The following is a 22,437-nucleotide window of genomic DNA, read 5'->3' on the forward strand; positions in this document are numbered from 1 at the left end:
GGCTCAGTCGAGCGGCACGCGCAGCAGCTGCGCGCACGCGGTGGCCGCGGCAACGGCTTCGTCGCGCGTTTCAGCCGTGAAGTTCACGTGACCCATCTTGCGGCCGACGCGCGCGTCTTCCTTGCCGTACAGGTGCAGGTGCGCGGCGGGCATCGCCGCGACCGTGTCCCATGGCGGCGTGACGGCATCGGCCGCGGCCCCGTTCGGGAACCACACGTCGCCGAGGATGTTCAGCATCGCGGCCGGCGAATGCTGGCGCGGGTTGCCGAGCGGCATGCGCGTCATGGCGCGCACCTGCTGCTCGAACTGGCTCGTTGCGCACGCATCGACCGTGTAGTGGCCGGAGTTGTGCGGGCGCGGCGCCATCTCGTTCGCGACGAACGAACCGTCTTCCAGCACGAAGAATTCGACGCACAGCACGCCGACGTAGTCGAGCGTATCGGCAATCCGCACGGCGGCCCGCTGCGCCTCTTCGACGCGCGCGGCATCGGCGGCCGGCGCGGGCACGACCGTCAGCGCGAGGATGCCGTTGTGATGCACGTTCTGCGCGAGCGGGAACGCGGCCGAGCGGCCGTCCGCGCCGCGCGCGATCAGCGCCGACACTTCGTATTTCAGCGGCAGGCGCTTCTCGAGCACGCACGGCACGCCGTTCAGCGCCGCATGCGCGTCGCGCGCTTCCTGCGCGGTGCTCACACGCACCTGGCCCTTGCCGTCATAGCCGAGCCGCGCGGTCTTCAGGATGCCCGGCAGCACCGCGTCGAGCGCGGCATCGTCGAGCGCGGCGAGTGCCGCCGGCGATTCGATCACGACGTGCGGCGCGACGGGCACGCCCGACGCTTCGATGAAGCGCTTCTCCGCGATCCGGTCCTGTGCGATCGCGACGCAGCGGCCGGCCGGCGCGACGAACGTCGTGCGCGCGAGGAAATCGAGGCTCGCGGCCGGCACGTTCTCGAACTCCGTCGACACCGCGTCGCACAGGTCGGCCAGCTCGGCGAGCGCGGCTTCGTCGTCGTAGGCCGCGCGCAGGTGGCGGTCGGCGACCGCGCCGGCGGGGCTCGCCGGATCGGGATCGAGCACGGCGACGCGATAGCCCATCGACTGGGCGGCAAAGCAGAACATGCGGCCGAGCTGGCCGCCGCCGACCATGCCAAGCCACGCGCCGGGCAGGATCGGGGAAACGGAATCAGGAGTTGCGGTCATGTCAGTGGTCGGTCGCGGCGGGCGCTGCCCGCCGCAGTGGGGAGGTCAGGCGGCCGCGACGCGCGGCCGCCGGTGCGCCGTCATTCCAGCGGCGGCAGCACCATCGCGTGCGCGGCTTCGTTCTGACGCACGCGGAACGCGGCAAGCCGGTTCGCATAGTCGACCGAGTTGCCGGACAGGATCGACACCGCGAACAGCGCGGCGTTCGCAGCGCCGGCCTCGCCGATCGCGAACGTCGCGACCGGCACGCCCTTCGGCATCTGCACGATCGAGTGCAGCGAATCGACACCCTTCAGGTACTTGCTCGCGACCGGCACGCCGAGCACCGGCACCGTGGTTTTCGCGGCCAGCATGCCGGGCAGGTGCGCGGCGCCGCCGGCGCCCGCGATGATCGCGCGCAGCCCGCGCTCGCGCGCCTTCTCGGCATAGTCGAACATCTCGTCGGGCATCCGGTGCGCGGACACGACCTTCGCTTCGTACGGCACGCCGAATTCCTGCAGGATGGCAACCGCGTGCTTCATCACGTCCCAGTCGGAACTCGAACCCATCAGCACGCCGACGAGCGGCGCGCTGTGCGTGTGGGCAGTCTGAACTTCGCTCATGTGTTCCGTTCCCCGATCAGGCGAGCGCCTGGCCCGTGATGCGCTCGAGCGCTTCCTGGTACTTCGCGGCCGTCTTCTCGACGACGTCGGCCGGCAGCGCCGGCGCCGGCGCCGTCTTGCCCCACGGCTGCGCCTCGAGCCAGTCGCGCACGAACTGCTTGTCGAACGACGGCGGGTTCGTGCCGACTTCGTACTGGTCAGCCGGCCAGAAGCGTGACGAGTCGGCCGTCAACACTTCGTCCATCAGGTACAGCTTGCCGTGGTTGTCGAGGCCGAATTCGAACTTCGTGTCGGCGATGATAATGCCGCGCGTTGCCGCGTAGTCGGCCGCTTCCTTGTACAGCTTGATCGAGATGTCGCGGATCGTCGCGGCCAGCTCGGTGCCGATGCGGCGCTCGGTTTCCTCGAACGTGATGTTCTCGTCGTGCTCGCCCATCTCGGCCTTCGCGGCCGGCGTGAAGATCGGCTCGGGAAGCTTCTGCGCGTTCTGCAGGCCTGCCGGCAGCGGCACGCCGCACACGGCGCCCGACGCCTGGTATTCCTTCCAGCCGCTGCCGGCCAGGTAGCCGCGCACGACCGCTTCGATCATGATCGGCTCGAGGCGCTTGACGACCACGCCGCGGCCCTTCACCTGCTCGACCTCGTCGGCCGCGACGACGGCTTCCGGCGCGTCGCCCGTCAGGTGGTTCGGCACGATGTGCGCGAGCTTGTCGAACCAGAAGTTCGCCATCTGGTTCAGCACGCGGCCCTTGTTCGGAATCGGCTCGCCCATCACCACGTCGAATGCCGACAGGCGATCGGTCGTGACGATCAGAAGCTTGTCGTTGCCGACCGCGTAGTTATCGCGGACCTTGCCGCGGCCGAGGAGCGGCAGCGAGCGGAGCGTGGATTCGTAGAGGGTAGACATCGTCTTTTCGCAGATAAGGAGCCAAACCAAAAGGGAAACGCCGTTCCCCGCGGCAGGCGGGAACGGCGGTCTTGCAATACGTCGGCGAACCGGCCGGGCGACGGCGCCCGGGCGGTTGCCGGCCGGCCCTCGTTCGGCCGGACGGAGCGGCTGCCCGGGGCCGGATCAGACCCGGCCGGGCGGCCTTGCCGTTGCCCGATGCCAGCATCGGGCGCGGCAATCGTACTACAGTCTCAGCGCACGACCTGTGCGAGCGCGCCGGACTTGTACTGCTCGGCGATCTTGTCGAGCGACACCGGCTTGATCTTGCCGGCCTGGCCTTCGCAGCCGAACGCGAGGTAGCGGTCGACGCAGACCTGCTTCGCCGCTTCGCGCGCGGGCTTCAGGTAGTCGCGCGGATCGAACTTGCCCGGGTTCTCGAACAGGTAGCGGCGGATCGCACCGGTGATCGCGAGACGCAGGTCGGTGTCGATGTTGATCTTGCGCACGCCGTGCTTGATGCCTTCCTGGATTTCCTCGACCGGCACGCCGTAGGTTTCCTTCATGTCGCCGCCGAATTCGCGGATCTCGGCCAGCAGTTCCTGCGGCACCGACGACGAACCGTGCATCACGAGGTGGGTGTTCGGGATGCGCGCGTGGATTTCCTTGATGCGCTGGATCGACAGGATGTCGCCCGTCGGTTTCTTCGAGAACTTGTACGCGCCGTGCGACGTGCCGATCGCGATCGCGAGCGCATCGCACTGCGTGAGCTTGACGAAGTCGGCGGCCTGCTCCGGATCGGTCAGCAGCTGCTCGCGGGTCATCGTGCCTTCCGCGCCGTGACCGTCTTCCTTGTCGCCCTTCATCGTCTCGAGCGAGCCGAGCACGCCGAGTTCGGCTTCGACCGTCACGCCAATCGAGTGCGCCATCTCGACGACCTTGCGCGACACGTCGACGTTGTACTCGTACGACGCGACCGTCTTGCCGTCGGCTTCCAGCGAGCCGTCCATCATCACGCTGGTGAAGCCGCTGCGGATCGCGGCCATGCAGACTGCCGGCGACTGGCCGTGATCCTGGTGCATCACGACCGGGATGTGCGGGTACGACTCGACGGCTGCTTCGATCAGGTGGCGCAGGAACGGCTCGCCCGCGTACTTACGCGCGCCGGCCGATGCCTGCATGATCACGGGCGCGCCGACCTGGTCCGCCGCCGCCATGATCGCCTGGACCTGCTCCAGGTTGTTCACGTTGAAGGCCGGCAGGCCGTAACCGTGCTCTGCCGCGTGGTCCAGCAATTGACGCATTGATACGAGAGGCATTGTGGAACTCCTTGGAATGAAAACCGGTGCGCCCTGACGCCGGCGCGGCGCTCCCGGTCGAACCGGGGTGGCGCGGCGCGGCTGAGCGTCGAATAGCCGCATTTTATCGCGAAGCGCCTCCGATTCCGACCGCCCGGTGGCGCCGACTCGCAATTTGTTACGTTGGCACGGCACAATGCGGGCAAAAAAGAGAAAAAAAGCCGCGTGGGGCTTCGGACCCCACGCGGCTTTCGCGTGAAAAACGGTGTCGGATCGATTCCTCAGCCGATCGGGCCGGCCCGCAGGCCGGCCAGATGCTCAGTCGGCGCTCAATAGTGCTCGCCGACCCGCACGATCTTCAGCGTGTTGGTGCCGCCCGCCTGCCCCATCGGCTCGCCGACGGTCAGCACGACCATGTCGCCGTGCTGCACGTAGCCCTGCTTGACGACGATCTCGAGCGCCGCCTGCAGTGCCGAGTCGCGGTCGCTGTTGAAGTCGACGTGCAGCGGCGTCACGTTCCGGTACAGCGCCATCGTGCGCTCGCTGCCGACGCGCGGCGTCAGCGCGAAGATCGGCACGTGCGTGTAGTGACGCGACATCCACAGCGCGGTCGCGCCCGATTCGGTCAGCGCGACGATCGCTTTCGCGCCCAGGTGATACGCGGTGAACAGCGCGCCCATCGCGATCGACTGGTCGATCCGCGTGAACGTGCGGTCGAGGAAATCCTTGTCCAGCTCGACCTCTTCGGACTTTTCCGCCTCGACGCACACGGCCGCCATCGTCTCGATCGTGACGACCGGGTACTTGCCGGCAGCCGTCTCGGCCGACAGCATCACCGCGTCGGTGCCGTCGAGCACCGCGTTCGCGACGTCCGACACTTCCGCCCGCGTCGGCACCGGTGCGTAGATCATCGATTCCATCATCTGCGTCGCGGTGATCACGAGCTTGTTCGACTCGCGCGCCATCCGGATCATCCGCTTCTGCAGCGCCGGCACGGCCGCGTTGCCCACTTCCACCGCGAGGTCGCCGCGCGCGACCATGATGCCGTCGGATGCGTCGAGAATGCTCTGCAGCGCCGGAATCGCTTCCGCACGCTCGATCTTCGCGATCATCTTCGGCTTGATGCCGTACGGCGCGCCCGCGATATTCGCGAGCTGGCGCGCCATTTCCATGTCGGTCGCGTTCTTCGGGAACGACACCGCCACCAGATCCGCACCGAGCGACATCGCGGTGCGGATGTCCTCCATGTCCTTCGCGGTCAGCGCGGGGGCCGACAGGCCGCCGCCCTGGCGGTTGATGCCCTTGTTGTTCGACAGCTCGCCGCCCACCTTGACGATCGTGTGGATCTCGTCGCCGAGCACGCGCTCGACGGTCAGCACGATCAGGCCGTCGTTCAGCAGCAGCAGGTCGCCCGTGCGCAGGTCACGGGGCAGTTCCTTGTAGTCGAGGCCGACGCGCTCGTCGTTGCCAAGCTCGCAGCCCGCGTCGAGGATGAAGGACTGGCCCGGCTCGAGCGTCGTCTTGCCGTTCTCGAACTTGCCGACGCGAATCTTCGGGCCCTGGAGGTCGGCCATGATCGCGATCTCGCGGCCGACCTTGCGGGCGGCCTCGCGCACCATCTCGGCGCGCTGGCGGTGATCGTCGGCGGTGCCGTGCGAAAAATTGAGCCGCACGACGTCGAGGCCCGCCTGCATCATCTGCAGCAGAATCTCCGGCGAACTGGAAGCCGGGCCGATCGTGGCGACTATCTTGGTGGCGCGCTGCATGAAACTCCTCATCTGGATCAAGGTGGATGCGCTGGGTGAAACGCTGCGAGAGCCGGAAGCGGCAGGCCCAGCGGCGGCCGTTCCGGGGGGCGTGCCGGTGCTTGCGCCCGGCATCGCTTTGTTCTGAATCTCGTGGTGCTGCTCGGCCGCGTCGCCGGCGGCCGCCGGTGCGCGCGGGGCGGTGTTCGCCCGCGCGGGCGCGCGTTTGCGCTTGCCCGCGCCGGCCGGCTGCTCCGCTTTCGCGGAGCGCGCGGCCTTCGTCACCCCTGCGCGCGCCGCCACGCTCAGGCCGCCCGCGTTTCCAGCACTTCCACCGCCGGCAGCTTCTTCCCCTCGAGGAACTCGAGGAAGGCGCCGCCGCCCGTCGAGATGTAGCTGACCTGGTCATGGATGCCGTACTTCGCGATGGCCGCGAGCGTGTCGCCGCCGCCCGCGATCGAGAACGCGGACGATTTGGCGATCGCTTCCGCGAGCGTCTTGGTGCCGTTGCCGAACTGGTCGAACTCGAACACGCCGACCGGGCCGTTCCACACGATCGTGCCGGCCTTCTCGAGCTGGCTCGCGAGCGCCTTGGCCGTATCGGGACCGATGTCGAGGATCATGTCGTCCGCTTCGATGTCGGCGACCTGCTTCACCGTGGCCGCGGCCGTCGGCGAGAATTCCTTGGCCGTCACGACGTCGGTCGGGATCGGCACCGATGCGCCGCGCTCGCGCGCTTCGTCGATGATCGCCTTCGCCTCGTTGACCAGGTCGGCTTCCGCGAGCGACTTGCCGATCGACAGGCCGGCCGCGAGCATGAAGGTGTTCGCGATGCCGCCGCCGACGATCAGCTGGTCGACCTTGCCGGCCAGCGACTTCAAGATCGTGAGCTTGGTCGACACCTTCGAGCCGGCGACGATCGCCACCAGCGGGCGTGCCGGGTTGCCGAGCGCCTTGCCGAGCGCGTCGAGTTCGGCGGCCAGCAGCGGGCCCGCGCACGCGACCGGCGCGTACTTCGCGATGCCGTGCGTGGTCGCTTCCGCGCGGTGCGCGGTGCCGAACGCGTCGTTCACGTACACGTCGCAGAGCTTCGCCATCTTCTGCGCGAGCTCGTCCGAATTCTTCTTCTCGCCCTTGTTCACGCGGCAGTTCTCGAGCAGCACGACCTGGCCCGGCGCGACGTTCACGCCGTTCTCGACCCAGTTCGAGACGAGCGGCACGTCGCGGCCGAGCAGCTCGGCGAGACGCGCCGCGACCGGCGCGAGCGAGTCTTCCGGCTTGAATTCGCCTTCGGTCGGACGACCGAGGTGCGAAGTGACCATCACGGCCGCGCCAGCGTCGAGCGCCGCCTGGATGGCCGGCACGGACGCACGCACGCGCGTGTCTTCGGTGATGTTGCCCTGGTCGTCCTGCGGGACGTTCAGGTCGGCGCGGATGAACACCCGCTTGCCGGCGAGCTGGCCGGCGGCGATCAGGTCGGTAAGACGCTTGACTTGGCTCATGTTGAACAGATTGAAGTAGTGGATGGGGAAAGGGGGTTCACGCTGGACGTGCGCGGGCTGCCGCGAAAGGGCGCCGGATGCGGCCGTGGCTGGCGGTTCGCATGACGCGCACGGGTAAAAAATCTCGAACGGGCATTCTAGCCGATCCACCCGGTAGACTGACCCGCGGGCGGCGAATTCCGCCTATTTGGGATCGCGCGCGGGAACGGACACATCGCCGCAACGCAGCAATGCATCCGCACGAGCGGCCGGTACCCGACGGGCCGGAACGGCGGCCCATCAGAAAATCAGGCGCAGCGCGGTGAACACGAGCATCCCGACGACGATCGTGCCGAGCATGCTGCGCTGCCACAAGAACCAGCCGAGGCCCGCGAGCGCCGCGTAGAACGGATGGTTGGACAGCGCGAACGACAGCCCGGCCGGTGTTTCGAGCACGTCGGGCAACACGACGGCGACCAGTGCCGCGGCCGGCGCGTAGCGCAGCGCGCGCTGCACGCGCTCGGGCAGCACGGTGCGTTCGCCGCCGATCAGGAACAGCGCGCGCGTGACGGCCGTGACGATCGTCATCCCGATGATGACGATCCAGATTTCCGTCGCGCTCATTCGATCTCCTTCTCGTGCACGGTTTCGGTGCGGATGCGCCGCCAGTCGGCCCGCTCGACGAAGAAATCGGCCGTGCAGCCGGCCGCGAGCGCGGCGAGCACCGCGAGCGGCAGCGCGAGCCGGTACGGCAGGTCGAACGCGACGAGCGACACGACACCGGCGACCGCGACGGCCGCGAGCGTCGAGCGGTTCGCGACCGCCGACACCATGATCGGAATCAGCGCGAGCGTGCCGGCCAGCTCCAGCCCCCAGCTCGCGGGAAAGACGCTCGCGAGCAGGATGCCGGCGAGCGACGACACCTGCCACGACAGCCAGCTCGCGAGCGCCATCCCCCAGAAATACGCCTCCTTGCCGGGCACGTGGCCGTACGCGAAGCCCTGTTTCTGGAACAGCAGGTAGATCACGTCGCCGTTGAAATAGCCGATCGCGAGGCGCCGCCACAGCGGCAGGTAGGAAAAATGGGGAGCAAGCCCGGCGCTGAAGATCACGAAGCGCGTGTTGACCATCGCGGCCGTGAGCAGGATGGTCCAGATCGGCAGCTTCGCCGCGAGGAGCGGCAGCACCGCGAGCTGCGACGAGCCCGCGTAGACCAGCAGCGACATCGCGCTCGCCTGCCCGAGGGTCATCACCGACTTGCTCATCGCGATGCCGGTGACGAGCCCCCACGAGAAAATCGCCATCAACGTCGGGGAATAGTCGCGCGCGCCCTGGATCAGCGCGAAGCGGTCGGTGGCGGACAATCGAGCGAGCATGGGAAGCGGGCCGCAGCGGGCGGTTCGTCGGGACGCCGGCGCCTCCTGCCGGTACGACCCGTCGTTATTGGAATCGGTACCGGGCGATTATAGCGCCGGCCCCGCGCCGACCGACCGGATCGCCTTCAAATGACGCTAAAATGAGCGTCTTTCCGGCTCAACGCTGCATACAACCGCATCCCAGGAGAAATCTATGTCAATGGCCGACCGCGACGGCAAGATCTGGATGGACGGCAAGCTGATCGACTGGCGCGACGCCAAGATCCACGTCCTGACCCACACGCTGCACTACGGCATGGGCGTCTTCGAGGGCGTGCGCGCGTACAAGTCGGCCGACGGCAGCACCGCGATCTTCCGCCTGTACGAGCACACGAAACGTCTGCTGAATTCGGCGAAGATCTTCCAGATGGACGTGCCGTTCGACCGGGAAACGCTCGAAGCCGCGCAGCTCGAAGTCGTGCGCGAGAACAAGCTTGAGTCGTGCTACCTGCGCCCGATCATCTGGGTCGGCTCGGAAAAGCTCGGCGTGGCCGCGAAGGGCAACACGATCCACGTCGCGATCGCCGCATGGCCGTGGGGCGCGTACCTCGGCGAGGAAGGCCTCGCGAAGGGCATCCGCGTGAAGACGTCGTCGTTCACGCGCCACCACGTGAACGTGTCGATGGTGCGCGCGAAGGCGTCGGGCTGGTACGTGAACTCGATCCTGGCGAACCAGGAAGCGACGGCCGACGGCTACGACGAAGCGCTGCTGCTCGACGTCGACGGCTATGTGTCGGAAGGCTCCGGTGAGAACTTCTTCCTGGTGAACAACGGCAAGCTGTACACGCCCGACCTGTCGTCGTGCCTCGATGGCATCACGCGCGATACCGTCATCACGCTCGCGAAGGACGCCGGCATCGAGGTGATCGAGAAGCGCATCACGCGTGACGAGGTCTACACGGCCGACGAAGCGTTCTTCACCGGCACGGCCGCCGAAGTCACGCCGATCCGCGAGCTCGACAACCGCACGATCGGCAGCGGCGCGCGCGGCCCCGTCACGGAAAAGCTCCAGTCGGCGTTTTTCGATATCGTGTCGGGCAAGAACGCGAAGTACGCGCACTGGCTGACGAAGGTCTGAGCGCGCCGCGCCACCGACCGCCCCACAAAAGAGTGATAAGAGAAAGTCTCATGAGTGAAATCAAGGAAATGCCGCTGGTCGAGCTGACGGCCAAGGATCTGCCCGCGTACTGCCCGAACCCGGCCATGGCGCGCTGGAGCGCTCACCCGCGCGTCTTCATCGACGTCTCGCACGGCGAGGCACGCTGCCCGTACTGCGGCACGCGCTACAAGCTGCGCGACGGCGAGGTCGTCAAGGGCCACTGAGCCCCGGCGGCCGGGCCTGCAGGTTTGCAGGACCGCCGACCCGCAAGGCGGCGCAGCCGGATTGCCGGCGCGCCGCCCTTCTCCATTCTGGCAACCCGAACGCGGCGCCTGAGCGCCGTGCTTCATTACGACATCGGAAGTCGACCTGATGCGTCGAGCGCTGGTTATCGCACCGAACTGGATCGGTGACGCATTGATGGCGCAGCCGCTTTTTGCGCTGCTGAAGAAAAACCATCCCCGCATCGCGATCGATGCCGTCGCGCCCTCGTGGGTCGCGCCCGTGCTCGAACGGATGCCCGAGATCCACGATGTCTACGCGACCGATCTCGCGCACGGCAAGCTGCAGCTGCTGCGCCGCTGGCAGCTCGCGAGCGACCTGCGCGACGTCGGCTACGACGCCGCGTACGTGCTGCCGAATTCGCTGAAATCCGCGGTGATCCCGTGGCTCGCGAATATCCCGCTGCGGGTCGGCTACACGGGCGAGCACCGCTACGGGCTGCTCAACGTGCGGCACGCGAACCCCGACAAGTCGGGCGAGCGGCCACCGATGACGGCTCACTACGCGGCGCTCGCGTACGCGCCGGGCGCGAAGCTGCCCGAATCGATGAAGACGCTGCCCGCGCCGCGCCTCGACGCCGACCTGAACGAGACGGCGCGCGTGTCCGCGCGTTTCAATCTCGATACACGCAAGCCGCTCGTCGTGTTCTGCCCCGGCGCAGAGTACGGCCCGGCCAAGCGCTGGCCGCCCGAGCACTTCGCGACGCTCGCCACCATCGTCCATCAGTCGTTCCCGTACACGCAGATCGTCGCGCTCGGCTCGCAGAAGGACGCCGCCGCGGCACAGGCGATCGCCGACCACGCGCCGAACGTGCGCAACCTGTGCGGACAGACTTCGCTGTCGGAGGCGTGCGCGCTGATCGCGCGCGCGAACGCGGTGGTCACCAACGATTCCGGGCTGATGCACGTTGCCGCCGCGCTACGCCGGCCGCTCGTCGCGCTGTACGGATCGACCGATCCGCGCCACACCCCTCCGCTGTCGGACCTGGCGAAGGTACAATGGCTTCATCTCGAATGCAGTCCCTGCTTCGAACGCGAGTGCCCGCTCGGCCACCTGAAGTGCCTGCGCGAACTCGGTCCCGAGCAGGTATTCGGCGATTTGCGCGGCATGCTCGTCGGGCAGCGCTGACCCTGGCCGGCAGCGTCGCACGACGCGCCGGGCAATCCGATTCACCGGTGTACGGCGGCTCCATCCGGGCCGCCGTGCTGAATACGGCGCGCGACGCGCGCGAGAGATAACCCCGATGCCACGTTTTGCCCGCCTCTTCGAAGCCGCCGCCGATACGCTGAACGCCTACTACCAGGCCGTCGCCGATGCCAATCTCGACGCGCTGCTGGGATTGTGGATCGACGAGGATTTCGCCAGCTGCGTATGGGCGGACGGCGAGCATCTGCACGGCCTCGACCAGATCCGCAGCGGGCTCGCCAACCGGCTCGCCACGCGCCCCGTGACGATCGAGCCGCTCGACATCCGCGTGTACGACAGCCTCGGCACGGTCGTCTATACGATCGCCGAAGCGCATCAGCAGGCCGACCTGACGGCCGAACCCGACATGGTTTTTGCCACGTACGTGATGATTCACGAACGCGGCGAGTGGCGCATCGCGCATATTCACGCGAGCCCGATTCCCGAACAAGCGGCCGGACAATTCGCCGCGAAGATCCGTCATGGGCAGGGTCCGCTGCACTGACGAAAAGACGAAGCAACGCATCCGCGGGGCGATCATGAGTACGGCTTCTCCGCCCACATCGCCGCTGACCGGGGCTCCGGCCCCCGACGACGACAACCTGCGCTATCGCGCACCACGCTGGCTGCCGAACAGCCATGCGCAAACCATCGTGCCCGCGCTGTTCGCGCGGCGCCCCGTCGTCGCTTACCGACGAGAGCGATGGGAAACCCCCGACCACGACTTCATCGATCTCGACTGGGTCGCGCATCTCGACAGCGCCGCGCCGCAGCCCGACGCGCCGCTGTTCGTGCTGTTCCACGGCCTCGAAGGCAGCTCCGGCTCGCACTACGCACTCGCGATGATGGCCGCCGCGCGCGCGAAGGGCTGGCACGCCGTCGTGCCGCACTTCCGCAGTTGCAGCGGCGAGATCAACCGCCAGCCGCGCTTCTACCATCTCGCCGACAGCGCCGAGGTCGACTGGATCCTGCGCCGGCTTGCCGCGCAGCATCGCGGGCCGCTGGTCGCGGCCGGCGTGTCGCTCGGCGGCAACGTGCTGCTGCGCTGGCTCGGCGAGCATCGCAGCGACACGTCGATCCTGCGGGCGGCCGCCGCGATCTCGACGCCGATCGACGTGCACGCCGGCGGGCGCGCGCTGTCGCAAGGCTTTGCGATGGTCTACACCCGCAGCTTCCTGAAGACGCTCAAGCGCAAGGCGCTCGCGAAGCTCGACCAGTACCCTGGGTTGTTCGACCGCGAAGCCATGCTGCAGGCCGTGACGATGCGCGACTTCGACGAGGTCGTGACCGCGCCGCTGCACGGTTTCGCGGATGCGGACGACTACTGGACCAAGGCGACGACACGGCCGCTGCTGCCCGCGATCGACGTGCCGACGCTGATTCTCAACGCCCGCAACGACCCGTTCCTGCCTGAATCGGCGCTGCCGGGCCCGGCCGACGTATCGCCGGCCGTCGAGCTCGACCAGCCCGCGGCGGGCGGGCATGCGGGATTCATGACCGGGCCGTTCCCCGGCCGCCTCGACTGGCTGTCGGCGCGGGTGTTCGGCTATTGCTCCAAATTCGTCGACCATGGATGACATCGTCAGGCAGGCCCTCGCCAAATGGCCAGACGTGCCGCACTGTACCGGCTGGCTGCTGCTCGACCGGCGCGGCGAATGGCGGCTGCGCGATGACGCCGCGCAGGCGGCCGGCGAACTCGGCTCGCCGATCCGGCATGCGGCGCTGAACGCGTTCATCGGCCGCAACTATGAATGCGACGCGCACGGCCAGTGGTTCTTCCAGAACGGGCCGCAGCGCGTGTACGTCGAGCTCGCCTATACGCCGTGGGTGGTCCGGCTCGCCGAGCGCGACGGGCAACTCACGCTCACCGACCAGACCGGCGCGCCGCTCGAACCGGACGAAGCATGGCTCGACGACGCGGGTGGCGTGCTGTTTCGCGCGGCGGGCACGCCGCCGCGCATCGCGGCGCTGCACGACCACGATCTCGGGCTGTTCGCCGATCACGCGGATTTCGATGCCGCACCGCCGGTGCTGCGCTGGCGCGACGGCCGCACCGTGCCGCTCGGCAGCATCGTCTGCGCCGATGTGCCCACGCGATTCGGCTACATCGCAAGCCCGGCGCAACAGGCTCGCGACGCGATCCGCGGCGGCAACTGACCCGCAGCGGCTCCGCCCGCCTTTACCGCACGCCGGCCGCTACCCGCGGCCGTTCTTCTCGTCTTCGCGCTCTTCCTTGTAGCGCGCTTCGAATTCCAGCAGCCGCGCGCCGATCATCGACTGCTCGTAAAACGACACGTCCTTCGCGTCGCGCGCTTCCTTCAGCTGGCGAATCGCCGACGGCCACGCGCCGTCGAGCGCGAGCTTCTCCGCGAGCGCGCGGCGGCGCGCCGGCAGGTCGCCCTTGCCGTCGCTCGCCTTCGCAAGATAGTCCCACCAGTCCGGCTGCTCGGGATCGGCCTTCGCCTGCGCGCGTGCCTGCGCCTGCGCTTCGGCGAACCGGCGTGCCGCGATCAGCGCCTGAAGATGCGCGGCGATCGCGGCGTGCGATGCCGGCCAGCGCCGCTGCGCGAGTGCCGCAAGTCGCACCGCGTCGTCAGCCCGCCCCGCGCGGCGCGCGATATCGGCGGCCAGCACGTCGAGGCTCGGCGAACTCGTCGCCGGATCGTCCACGCGCCGCTCGCGCGCGTCGAACGCGGTGCGCGCCGACGCGAGCGCGTTGCCGGCCGCGTCGTACTCGCCGAGCAGCGCCTTCGCGAGCGCGATGCCGTACCAGTTCGCCGCGACGTTCGGCGCGGTGCGATCGTCGATCTCGAATTGCATCCTCCGCGCCTCGGCCGCGATATCGGTCGGCGCGCGGTTCTGCAGGACGCGCAGTCGCGCGCGCACGAACCCGTATTCGGCCGACTGGCGCGGCTGACGGTACGGCGCGCGGCGCGCGCGATCCTCCATGTCGGCGATCCGCTCGCCGGTCAGCGGGTGCGTGCGCGCATAGGCCGGCACGCCCGCATCGCCCATTGACGCGCGGTCGAGCCGCTCGAAGAAGCCCGGCATCCCGTACGGGTCATAGCCCGCGCCCGCGAGCAGCTGGAAGCCGACGCGATCGGCCTCGCGCTCGGCCGAGCGCGAAAAGCGCAGCTGGTTGTCCACCGCATACGCCTGCCCGCCCAAAGCGATCGCGCTGCCGAGGTCGCCGCTTCTCGCGAGCACGCCGGCCAGCACGCCGAGCAGCATCGTCGCGAGCGCCGTATAGCCGGTCTTCTCGTTCGCACCGATCATCCGCGCGATGTGCCGCTGCAGCACGTGCCCCATCTCGTGGCCGACCACCGACGCGAGCTCCGATTCCGTCTGCGTCGTGACGACGAGCCCGCTGTTGATCCCGATGAAACCGCCCGGCATCGAGAACGCGTTGATCTGCGGATCGCGAACCGGGAACAGGTCGAAGTCCGGCGTGTAGCCGCCGATGAAGCGCGCGGCCGCCGCGGCCGCGAGCCGCGCCGCCATCGCGTTCAGGTAGTCGCGTACGAGCCAGTCGTCGAGATAGTCGGGATCGCGCCGCACTTCACGCATCACACGCTCGCCGAGCCGGCGCTCGGCCTGCGGCGTCAGCGAACCGCCGGAACCGTCGCCAAGGTCGGGCAGCTCGAGCGAGCGAAGCGGCGCACGCAGGCTCGCGGCCGGCGCCGACGCGCCGCCTGCGTCCGAAAATCGGCTCTCCGCGCCGCCGTAGGTGCCGAACACGCCGGCCGCGATACCGGATGGCACGGTGGAAATCGACCGGGCGCCGCCGGCCGCCGATTCGAGCGGCGGCGCGGACGCGCTCTGCGCGTGGCTGCTCGGCGGCAATGCGAGCGCCACCGACAGCGACACGGCAAGCAACTGTTTGACACGCATGGCAGGATGAAAACGACGCCGTCCCGCGCGCCGGGCGCGCTTCGCGGCGTTTGGTCTGAACATTCGGGTCATTGTACCGGCGGCATCGCGACTGTCCCGTGCGGCATACGCGCCATCTGCGTACCCGGCGCCGCGAATGCCGCTGCTATGATAGGCGCCCGTTGAAACGTTGGATCGGATCGGGGTGCGGAGAGGGGATACGGCGCCCTGCCTGATCGCGAAGCAGGACCGCGGGACGTGCTCGCGCGAGCACGCCGTTCCACTGGAGCATGACATGTCAGGACTCACCCATTTCGATGCCGCCGGCCATGCGCACATGGTCGACGTCGGCGGCAAGCAGGAAACCCAGCGCATCGCGATCGCGCGCGGCACGATCCGGATGTTGCCGGCCACGTTCGCACTGATTCGCGACGGCAAGGCCAAGAAAGGCGACGTGCTCGGCGTCGCGCGCATCGCGGCCATCCAGGGCGCCAAGCGCACGGCCGACCTGATCCCGCTGTGCCACCCGCTCGCGCTGACGCGCGTGGCCGTCGAGTTCGAACTCGACGACGCGCTGCCGGGCGTCCACTGCGTCGTGCAGGTCGAGACGTTCGGCCGGACCGGCGTCGAGATGGAAGCGCTGACCGCCGTGCAGGTCGGGCTGCTGACCGTCTACGACATGTGCAAAGCCGTCGATCGCGGGATGGTGATCACCGACGTGAGCGTGCGCGAGAAGCGCGGCGGGAAGTCGGGGGACTGGAAGGCGGACGACGCGGCGGGTTAAGCGCCAGCAGCAACAGCAGCCATTCACGGGGCATCGTCGGCCGTAGCGATGCCCCGTTCGAACGATAAAAAGCCAGAAAAACACATCACCAATGAAGAACCTCACGCTGAAATACGGCGCGCCGCTGCTGTGCGCGCTCTCCCTGCTGCCGGCTGCCGCATCGGCCGCCGGCGCCTGCCCCGCTGCCGACACGGCCGCGCGCGCGGCCATCGACGCGCAGCACCGCGTGCAGCAGATCCGAATTCCGCCGAGCGACGGCGGCGGCGTCGACATTTCGCCGCCGCTGCGCGATGCGCTGCGTGCTTACAAGCAGGCGCTCGTCGGCACGATCGATGCGCGGCTCGCTTGCAGCGACGAACAGGTCGATCCGGTCGCGCTGAAACGCACGCTCGCGGCCGCGCTCGGCGTGCCGGCCCGGCCCGTCCAGCCGAAAGACGGCGAATCGGCGTTCGGTCGCAATCCGGACGTCGACGTCGAACGCGGCGGCACATCCCGCCCGTTGCTCTTCGTGCGCGCCGGCTTCGACATCGCATGCGGCGACGACAACCTGCTCACCGCTTACGCATGGGAAAACGGCGGCTGGCGGCGCGTGCTGCGCTGGCAGGCCGACGACTACAAGGACATCGGCGGCGCGTACGGTGCCGGATTCTGGTTCTCGGCGCTGCCCGGCGGGCAGGTCGCGGTCGTCCACGGCACGCCGTGGTGCGCGTCGCGCTGGAGCCAGTTCGCCGCGGACGTGGTCGCACCGGCCAACGGCTCGGCTGCGCAACGCACGGTGTTCCATTCCGCGAACGACTACGTGCTCGACGAAAACCCGATCCGGTTCAAGGTGCGCCCCGACGGCTTCGAGGTGCGCGCGACGGTCGGCTCGATGGACAGCGAAGTGATGACACGGCCGGGCATCTTTCGCTATCGCGTCGACGGCGGCACCGTACAGCGCGTACAGCCCGTCGCGCTCAACGGCCGCGATTTCGTCGACGAATGGTTGAAGGTCGACGATGCGCTGGCGCGCGAATGGAGCGAGCCCGCCGCCGCAGCGGCCGCACTGAAAGGCCGGCAGGCGTTCGACAAGGCCGGCAAGGCGGCCGGCCGGGGGTTCGCGTACGGCCCGGTGCGCGGCTGCTCGGACAGCAAGGACCGCTTTCAGGTCGAGCTCGATCTGACGGGCAGCACCGGCGAAACGGTTGCGCGGCACTATGCGCTGATTCGCCAGGAACGCAACGGGTTCACGCTGCTCGGGCTGAGCACGGCGGCCGAGCCGGCTTGCCGCGGCGCGAACCTGATGCCGCAGCACTGAACGTCGGGCGTGTGCGCTGCGCAGGCCGCGCACCGACTGTCAGTGGCCATGCGCAACGAAGCGGCCGGCAGGAAAGGAAACCGGACAGCAACCCGCACGCAGGGCGCGCCGCCCATGCATCACTGGCCGCGCTGCGGCTCGAATACGAACGGTTGGGTCAGCAGGAACGGGTTCGCGGTCGCGCCCGTCTGCACGCAGGTCGCGTGCGTCATCGCGTCGACGGCCGCGCGGTCGGCAGCCGCATTGCGGCTGCTGGTCGTCACGGTGACGTTCTGCGCTTCGCCGGACGTCGTCATCAGCGCGCGCACGAGCACGGTCGCCGGGCGCGTGAGCGGCTTCGCGGTATCCGGGTAGACGGCGCGCGGTATGTGGCAGGTCAACTTGCTTTCCTGCGACGACGTCAGTATCGCGCAGCCGGAAAACAGCATCGCGACGGCGGGCAAGATCAGGTAGGTCGGGCGAATAGACATGGTCGAATATCGTTCTTCAGCACTGTTCAGGACGCACGCGCCGCGCACCGGAAAACGCCGCCCGGCCGCATCGCATGCGTCACACTGCGCCGCGGCCATCGGACCGGCGCCCCGTTAAGGCCGCACGGCCGATCGATGCTCGGCCGCGATCCTGCGTGACGGACTTCCCCGGTGGCCGGGTGTTGCCTGTGTTCGCGCTGGCCCCCGCCTGCCACAGGCCGGCACGCGAGCGTTTTCGCGCATTGTGCACGCGCGGCCCGGCGAGCGGCGGCGATTTGACAATGGTTGACGCGAATCGCCGCGCCTTCGGCTGGAATCCACGCGATCCGCGAGGTAATCGATACGCGCCGGATTCGGCGGGTTGGCGCCGAGCTTTAACGCCCGACACGCGCCGCTACTTCCTCACGGCACGGCACATGCCGGAATTCCCCGTTCCGGCAAGCGCTGCGCGCATCAATCCGAATCGTCGTCGTCCTCGTCGTCGGCCGCATCGGCCGGAACTTCGCCATATTTCGCGACAACCGCCGCCTTGAACGGCTTCAGCGCCGGCTGCTGGTCGCACAGCTTGTACAGCGCCGCCAGTTGCTGCGGCCAGTCCTTCAACTCCTTCGCAAACACGTGCAGGCGCGCGACGGTGTCGAGCGCGTCGGCCTCGCGGCCGGCCAGCGCCTGCAGCACCGCATAGCGGCGCAGCACCGTCTCGCCAGGCAGCAGCGCGATCGCGCGCTCATGCGCGGCGAGCTTGGCCGGCAGGTCATCCGCCGAAATCGGGAGCAGCGTGGCCGCACCGTATTCGCCCCACGCACCGAACAGCAGCGACGGCGCATCGCGGTACTGCGCGGCCGGATCGCTGCCGTAATACAGCACTTCCGCGCGCTGGTAGTCGCGCAGCACCGGCACCGCCGCCAGTACGCCGCCGACCGACAGCACCGCGAACAACCCGAACGCCGCACGCCCCGGCAGGATGCGCAGCGGCTTCACCTCGAGCAGCCCGATCACGAACATCGCGGGCAACAGGAAGAACATGTACTGCTGCGGATACTCGACCAGCGCGTGCATCAGCAGGATGCCGATCAGCGCGAAGCCGAACACGCGCATGCTCGACTGCGGCGCACGCACCGCACGCACGAACCACGTCACGAGCGCAACGACGAGCACACCGAGGCCGACGAGGCCGGACTTCGCGAGCAGGTCGATGAAGATGTCGTGCGAGTTGTTCGCGATCTCGACGCCGCCCAGCGCGCGCACGAGCGCGAACTGGTGGGACGGGAACTCGCCCCAGCCGACGCCGAGCAGCGGATGCTCGCGGAACATCGCGAGCCCGTACTTCCACAGCGCGAGGCGCGGCGCGATCTGCCCCGCGTCACGCATCCGGTCAGCCGCGGATTCCGCGAGACCCAGGTGGTAATGGACGTTCGCCCAGCGCACCGCGACGTTCACCGCGATGAACGCCACCGCGAGCACGACCGGGATGACCCACGCGCGCGCATTGCCCGGCGCGCGGCGCGATTCGAGCCACGCCATCCAGAAGCCCGCGACGACCATCACCGCGACCTGCAGCCACGGCCCGCGCGACACCGTCAGCGCAAGGCCGACCGACAGCACGATCGACAGCATGAGCCATGCCCATACCGCGAGCCGGCGCACCTGCACGAGATACAGCCCGCCCGCGAGCGCGAACGCGATGTAGCTGGCCAGATGGTTCGCCTGCGCCATGTTGCCGTACGGACGGCGATCGACCGCGACGTTGTACGTCACGACGAACGGCGACACCGCCGACTCGAGGTGGAACAACTGCACGATCTGCGTTCCGACCGCGAACACGCCGCCGATGAGCAGCGCGCCGGCCATCATCCGCGACACGGCCTCGGCCAGCCCGTCGCGTGCGAGCGCATAGCCGGCCTGCATCGCGACCAGCGCGGCGGCAAGATAGCCGACCGCCAGCCAGTTCATCGACGGCACCTTGAGCGGGATCAGCGCGACCTGCGCGATGAGCACCACGGCGAACCCGAGCGGCGCCGCGAACGCGGCCGGCGCCGCAAACGGCTCGGCCGGGCGACCCGTGCGCGCGAGCAGCACGACGGACACACCCACCAGCAGGTACAGCACCAGCGCGGAAAACTCGGAATAGAAAGTCGGAATCGGATACGTGTGATTCGTGATTGCGTACGGCACGATCAGGGCGACAGCCAGCGCAACGAGCGGCAACGAACGGGAAAAAGTAGAAGGCATGAGCGAACCGGATGTCAGCAACCGGCGCACTATACAAAACTTTCCCCCCTCTGTGCGGGGCCTTCGCGCTGCGCCCCGACACCGCGTGGCCACCTCGACCGGCTGAGGCGGCTGCCCAGGTGCGGCCCGCACCGCCCAGCCCCGCCGCCATCACTACGCGCGGCACTCCGCCGGCGCATATTTCGCCGGCAGCGTCGCGGCGTCGCCCGGCAGCGGCCCGGCCCCCGGTGCCGGCAACGACGACGCATTCTTGCCGGCGGCGAAGCACTCCCACGCAATCGCACCCGCCTGCATCGCGCCCTTTTTGAGCGGCACGCGCGCAGTGGGCGCGTCGGCCTTGTCCGGTGCGGACGGCACGAGCACCAGCGTATTGGCGCCGGCCGCGGTGACGCGCGTGGTGAAGGCAACCGTGATCTGGCCAGTCTCGCCGTCGATCGCGACGGATTCGACGTTGCGGGTCGCGGCCGGCGGGCTGTAGCCGCCGTCGAGGCTCGCGCCGCTTGCGGCGTTGTCGGCGACGGCAAGCCGCGCGGACGACGCGAGCGCGAGCCCCTCGCCGACGCGCGAGCGCGCAAGGTAATCCTGGTACGCGGGAATCGCATAGGCCGCGATCACGCCGACAATCGCCAGCACGATCATCAGTTCTATCAGCGTGAAGCCGGCCGGCCGCCAGCGCGGCGACGGCCGGTTCGCGCGCCGCAGATCGGCGGCCACGCGACGGAACAGGGAAACGGAAAAGGCTTCGAACATGGCAGGCTCCGGAAACGAAAAACGCCTGCCGATAAAGGCAGGCGTCTCGATCGTAGCCAGCGGGCCATGAATCCGGCAGTCGGCCGGACGGCCAATGTCAGTGCGCGTGCGGCGCGTCGCGGCGCTTCCTGAGCGTGTAACCGATCGCCACGACGAACAGCGCGCCCGCGATGCTCGCGCCGTAGAGGACCTCCGGCGTATCGAGCACCGGCCAGCGGTCGCCGACCGGGTCATTCACGATCAGCCCGCCCGCGATCCAGCCGAGCAGCCCGGCGCCGAGCGCCACGACGATCGGGAAACGGTCGAGCAGCTTCAGCACCAGCGTGCTGCCCCACACGATGATCGGCACGCTGACGACGAGCCCGAAGATCACGAGCGCGATCCGGTGCGACGGGTCGGCCTGTTCGGCCGCGCCCGCGATCGCGATCACGTTGTCGAGGCTCATCACCGCGTCGGCGATCACGATCGTCTTCACGGCGTCCCACAGCCGGCTGGCCGGCTTGATGTCGTCGTGCGCGTCGGCGGCCGGTGCCATCAGCTTGATGCCGATCCACAACAGCAGCAACCCGCCACCGAGCTTCAGGAACGGCACGTCGAGCATTGCAACCGCGAACGTGATCAGCGCGACGCGCAGCAGAATCGCCCCCGCGGTGCCCCAGACGACTCCGCGCAGCCTCTGGTTCGCGGGCAGGTTGCGGCATGCGAGCGCGATCACGACCGCGTTGTCGCCGCCGAGCAGGATATCGATGATGACAATCTGGAGGACGGCGCCCCAGTGCAGCGACGTCAGGAATTCGAGCATGGCGTGACGGGCAGGACGGCGGCCGCCCGCAGGCGACCCGGTTCATCGCCGGCACATGCGCGATGCATGCCCGGTGCTTACGAATTCATTGCGCGAGCATAACAAAAAACGCCGGCAAAGCCGGCGTTTTCTGCAGGACGAACCCAGGTGGAAATATTACAGCGCCTTCTTCAACAGACGGCCCATTTCCGACGGGTTGCGCGTGACGGTGATGCCGCACGCTTCCATGATTTCCAGCTTTGCTTCGGCCGTATCCGCACCGCCCGAGATCAGCGCGCCGGCGTGGCCCATGCGCTTGCCCGGAGGCGCCGTGACGCCGGCGATGAAGCCGACGACCGGCTTCTTCATGTTGTCCTTGATCCACTCTGCCGCATTGGCTTCGTCCGGACCGCCGATTTCGCCGATCATCACGACTGCGTCCGTATCCGGATCGTCGTTGAACATCTTCATCACGTCGATGTGCTTCAGACCGTTGATCGGGTCGCCGCCGATACCGACTGCCGACGACTGGCCGAGGCCGAGTGCCGTCAGCTGAGCAACCGCTTCATACGTCAGCGTGCCCGAACGCGACACGACGCCGATGCGGCCCTTGCGGTGGATGTGACCCGGCATGATGCCGATCTTCAGTTCGTCCGGCGTGATCGTGCCCGGGCAGTTCGGCCCGAGCAGCAGCGTCTTGCGGCCTTCACGGCGCATGCGGTCCTTCACTTCGATCATGTCGCGCACGGGAATGCCTTCCGTGATGCAGATCGCGAGATCCAGATCGGCTTCGACCGCTTCCCAGATCGCAGCCGCCGCGCCTGCCGGCGGAACGTAGATGACCGACACGGTCGCGCCGGTTTCCGCCTTCGCTTCCTTGACGCTTGCGTAGATCGGAATGCCTTCGAAGTCTTCGCCGGCCTTCTTCGGGTTCACGCCCGCGACGAATGCTTCGCGGCCGTTTGCGTATTCACGGCAGGCGCGCGTATGGAACTGACCGGTTTTGCCGGTAATGCCCTGCGTGATGACCTTCGTGTCCTTGTTGATCAGAATCGACATG

At 68.4% G+C, this 22,437-nt stretch carries 23 protein-coding genes; 9 read left to right on the top strand and 14 right to left on the bottom strand.

All coding sequences use genetic code 11. The features are described 5' to 3' along the window. Positions 1-3 precede the first annotated feature (3 nt). The 5 genes from LGN17_RS30800 to pyk form a co-directional block, all read right to left on the bottom strand. Positions 4-1,200, bottom strand: a complete 1,197-nt coding sequence (locus LGN17_RS30800) for a 5-(carboxyamino)imidazole ribonucleotide synthase (RefSeq protein WP_226200807.1) — start codon at positions 1,198-1,200, stop codon at positions 4-6. Positions 1,201-1,280: 80 nt separating this feature from the next. Then, the gene (gene purE, locus LGN17_RS30805; protein WP_039360624.1) at positions 1,281-1,802 is read right to left on the bottom strand and encodes a 5-(carboxyamino)imidazole ribonucleotide mutase; all 522 of its coding nucleotides are present in this window, start codon (positions 1,800-1,802) and stop codon (positions 1,281-1,283) included. A gap of 16 nt (positions 1,803-1,818) precedes the next feature. Continuing rightward, entirely contained in the window at positions 1,819-2,709 is an 891-nt protein-coding gene (locus LGN17_RS30810) for a phosphoribosylaminoimidazolesuccinocarboxamide synthase (RefSeq protein ID WP_175956483.1), read from the bottom strand. 233 nt (positions 2,710-2,942) lie between these two features. Further along, positions 2,943-4,007: a class II fructose-bisphosphate aldolase gene (gene fba, locus LGN17_RS30815; protein WP_011353066.1), complete on the bottom strand. Its 1,065-nt coding sequence runs from the start codon at positions 4,005-4,007 to the stop codon at positions 2,943-2,945. Between the two features lie 308 nt (positions 4,008-4,315). Beyond that, complete coding sequence (gene pyk / locus LGN17_RS30820; protein WP_226200808.1) at positions 4,316-5,752, bottom strand: pyruvate kinase; 1,437 nt, start codon at positions 5,750-5,752, stop codon at positions 4,316-4,318. On the opposite strand from pyk, the gene LGN17_RS36605 reads away from it, so the two are divergent. Beyond that, entirely contained in the window at positions 5,751-5,879 is a 129-nt protein-coding gene (locus LGN17_RS36605; protein ID WP_021164118.1) for a hypothetical protein, read from the top strand. The two genes, pyk and LGN17_RS36605, sit on opposite strands and share 2 nt — an antisense overlap. A gap of 157 nt (positions 5,880-6,036) precedes the next feature. On the opposite strand, the gene LGN17_RS30825 is transcribed toward LGN17_RS36605, so the two are convergent. The 3 genes from LGN17_RS30825 to LGN17_RS30835 all read right to left on the bottom strand — a co-directional run bounded on the left by LGN17_RS30825 (position 6,037) and on the right by LGN17_RS30835 (position 8,588). Further along, the gene (locus LGN17_RS30825) at positions 6,037-7,233 is read right to left on the bottom strand and encodes a phosphoglycerate kinase (RefSeq protein ID WP_226200809.1); all 1,197 of its coding nucleotides are present in this window, start codon (positions 7,231-7,233) and stop codon (positions 6,037-6,039) included. A gap of 279 nt (positions 7,234-7,512) precedes the next feature. Next, positions 7,513-7,836 (bottom strand): AzlD domain-containing protein, encoded by a 324-nt coding sequence (locus tag LGN17_RS30830; RefSeq protein ID WP_226200810.1) that lies wholly within the window; start codon positions 7,834-7,836, stop codon positions 7,513-7,515. Continuing rightward, positions 7,833-8,588 (bottom strand): AzlC family ABC transporter permease, encoded by a 756-nt coding sequence (locus tag LGN17_RS30835; RefSeq protein ID WP_175970931.1) that lies wholly within the window; start codon positions 8,586-8,588, stop codon positions 7,833-7,835. Before LGN17_RS30835 ends, LGN17_RS30830 begins: the two co-directional genes overlap by 4 nt. Before the next feature lie 193 nt (positions 8,589-8,781). On the opposite strand from LGN17_RS30835, the gene LGN17_RS30840 reads away from it, so the two are divergent. From LGN17_RS30840 to LGN17_RS30865, 6 genes are all read left to right on the top strand, one after another. Further along, positions 8,782-9,705: a branched-chain amino acid transaminase gene (locus LGN17_RS30840; RefSeq protein WP_011353071.1), complete on the top strand. Its 924-nt coding sequence runs from the start codon at positions 8,782-8,784 to the stop codon at positions 9,703-9,705. Positions 9,706-9,755: 50 nt separating this feature from the next. Further along, positions 9,756-9,950 carry a zinc-finger domain-containing protein gene (locus LGN17_RS30845; protein WP_006749970.1) on the top strand — a complete coding sequence of 65 codons (195 nt, stop codon included), beginning with the start codon at positions 9,756-9,758 and terminating at the stop codon, positions 9,948-9,950. A 148-nt stretch (positions 9,951-10,098) separates the two neighbouring features. Beyond that, positions 10,099-11,136, top strand: a complete 1,038-nt coding sequence (waaF, locus tag LGN17_RS30850; protein ID WP_175970930.1) for a lipopolysaccharide heptosyltransferase II — start codon at positions 10,099-10,101, stop codon at positions 11,134-11,136. A gap of 115 nt (positions 11,137-11,251) precedes the next feature. Continuing rightward, entirely contained in the window at positions 11,252-11,698 is a 447-nt protein-coding gene (locus LGN17_RS30855; RefSeq protein ID WP_006749968.1) for a nuclear transport factor 2 family protein, read from the top strand. A 34-nt stretch (positions 11,699-11,732) separates the two neighbouring features. Then, positions 11,733-12,770 carry a hydrolase gene (locus tag LGN17_RS30860; protein ID WP_175956473.1) on the top strand — a complete coding sequence of 346 codons (1,038 nt, stop codon included), beginning with the start codon at positions 11,733-11,735 and terminating at the stop codon, positions 12,768-12,770. Further along, positions 12,763-13,350, top strand: a complete 588-nt coding sequence (locus LGN17_RS30865) for a DUF2946 family protein (protein WP_226200811.1) — start codon at positions 12,763-12,765, stop codon at positions 13,348-13,350. Before LGN17_RS30860 ends, LGN17_RS30865 begins: the two co-directional genes overlap by 8 nt. 39 nt (positions 13,351-13,389) lie before the next feature. Here the strand turns inward: LGN17_RS30865 and LGN17_RS30870 are convergent, their stop codons facing one another. Continuing rightward, on the bottom strand, positions 13,390-15,084 hold the full coding sequence (locus LGN17_RS30870; protein WP_226200812.1) for a M48 family metalloprotease: 1,695 nt from the start codon (positions 15,082-15,084) through the stop codon (positions 13,390-13,392). A 274-nt stretch (positions 15,085-15,358) separates the two neighbouring features. Between LGN17_RS30870 and moaC the strand changes: the two genes are divergently transcribed. Both moaC and LGN17_RS30880 read left to right on the top strand, forming a co-directional pair. Next, a complete protein-coding gene (gene moaC / locus LGN17_RS30875) occupies positions 15,359-15,847 on the top strand; it encodes a cyclic pyranopterin monophosphate synthase MoaC (protein WP_226200813.1) in 489 nt (162 codons plus the stop codon). A gap of 91 nt (positions 15,848-15,938) precedes the next feature. Next, complete coding sequence (locus LGN17_RS30880; protein ID WP_226200814.1) at positions 15,939-17,144, top strand: hypothetical protein; 1,206 nt, start codon at positions 15,939-15,941, stop codon at positions 17,142-17,144. Between the two features lie 119 nt (positions 17,145-17,263). Here LGN17_RS30880 and LGN17_RS30885 read toward each other — a convergent pair whose 3' ends face one another. The 5 genes from LGN17_RS30885 to sucD form a co-directional block, all read right to left on the bottom strand. Next, positions 17,264-17,614, bottom strand: a complete 351-nt coding sequence (locus LGN17_RS30885; protein WP_226200815.1) for a TonB family protein — start codon at positions 17,612-17,614, stop codon at positions 17,264-17,266. A gap of 453 nt (positions 17,615-18,067) precedes the next feature. Further along, positions 18,068-19,846: a PglL family O-oligosaccharyltransferase gene (locus LGN17_RS30890; RefSeq protein ID WP_226200816.1), complete on the bottom strand. Its 1,779-nt coding sequence runs from the start codon at positions 19,844-19,846 to the stop codon at positions 18,068-18,070. A gap of 153 nt (positions 19,847-19,999) precedes the next feature. Beyond that, positions 20,000-20,596, bottom strand: coding sequence for a pilin (locus tag LGN17_RS30895; RefSeq protein ID WP_175956453.1), 597 nt, complete (start codon positions 20,594-20,596; stop codon positions 20,000-20,002). A gap of 97 nt (positions 20,597-20,693) precedes the next feature. Then, complete coding sequence (locus LGN17_RS30900) at positions 20,694-21,398, bottom strand: TerC family protein (RefSeq protein WP_226200817.1); 705 nt, start codon at positions 21,396-21,398, stop codon at positions 20,694-20,696. A gap of 156 nt (positions 21,399-21,554) precedes the next feature. After that, entirely contained in the window at positions 21,555-22,436 is an 882-nt protein-coding gene (sucD, locus tag LGN17_RS30905; RefSeq protein WP_006477916.1) for a succinate--CoA ligase subunit alpha, read from the bottom strand. Between the last annotated feature and the right edge of the window lies 1 nt (position 22,437).

The organism is Burkholderia sp. AU30280 (assembly GCF_020420125.1).
Lineage (GTDB): Bacteria > Pseudomonadota > Gammaproteobacteria > Burkholderiales > Burkholderiaceae > Burkholderia.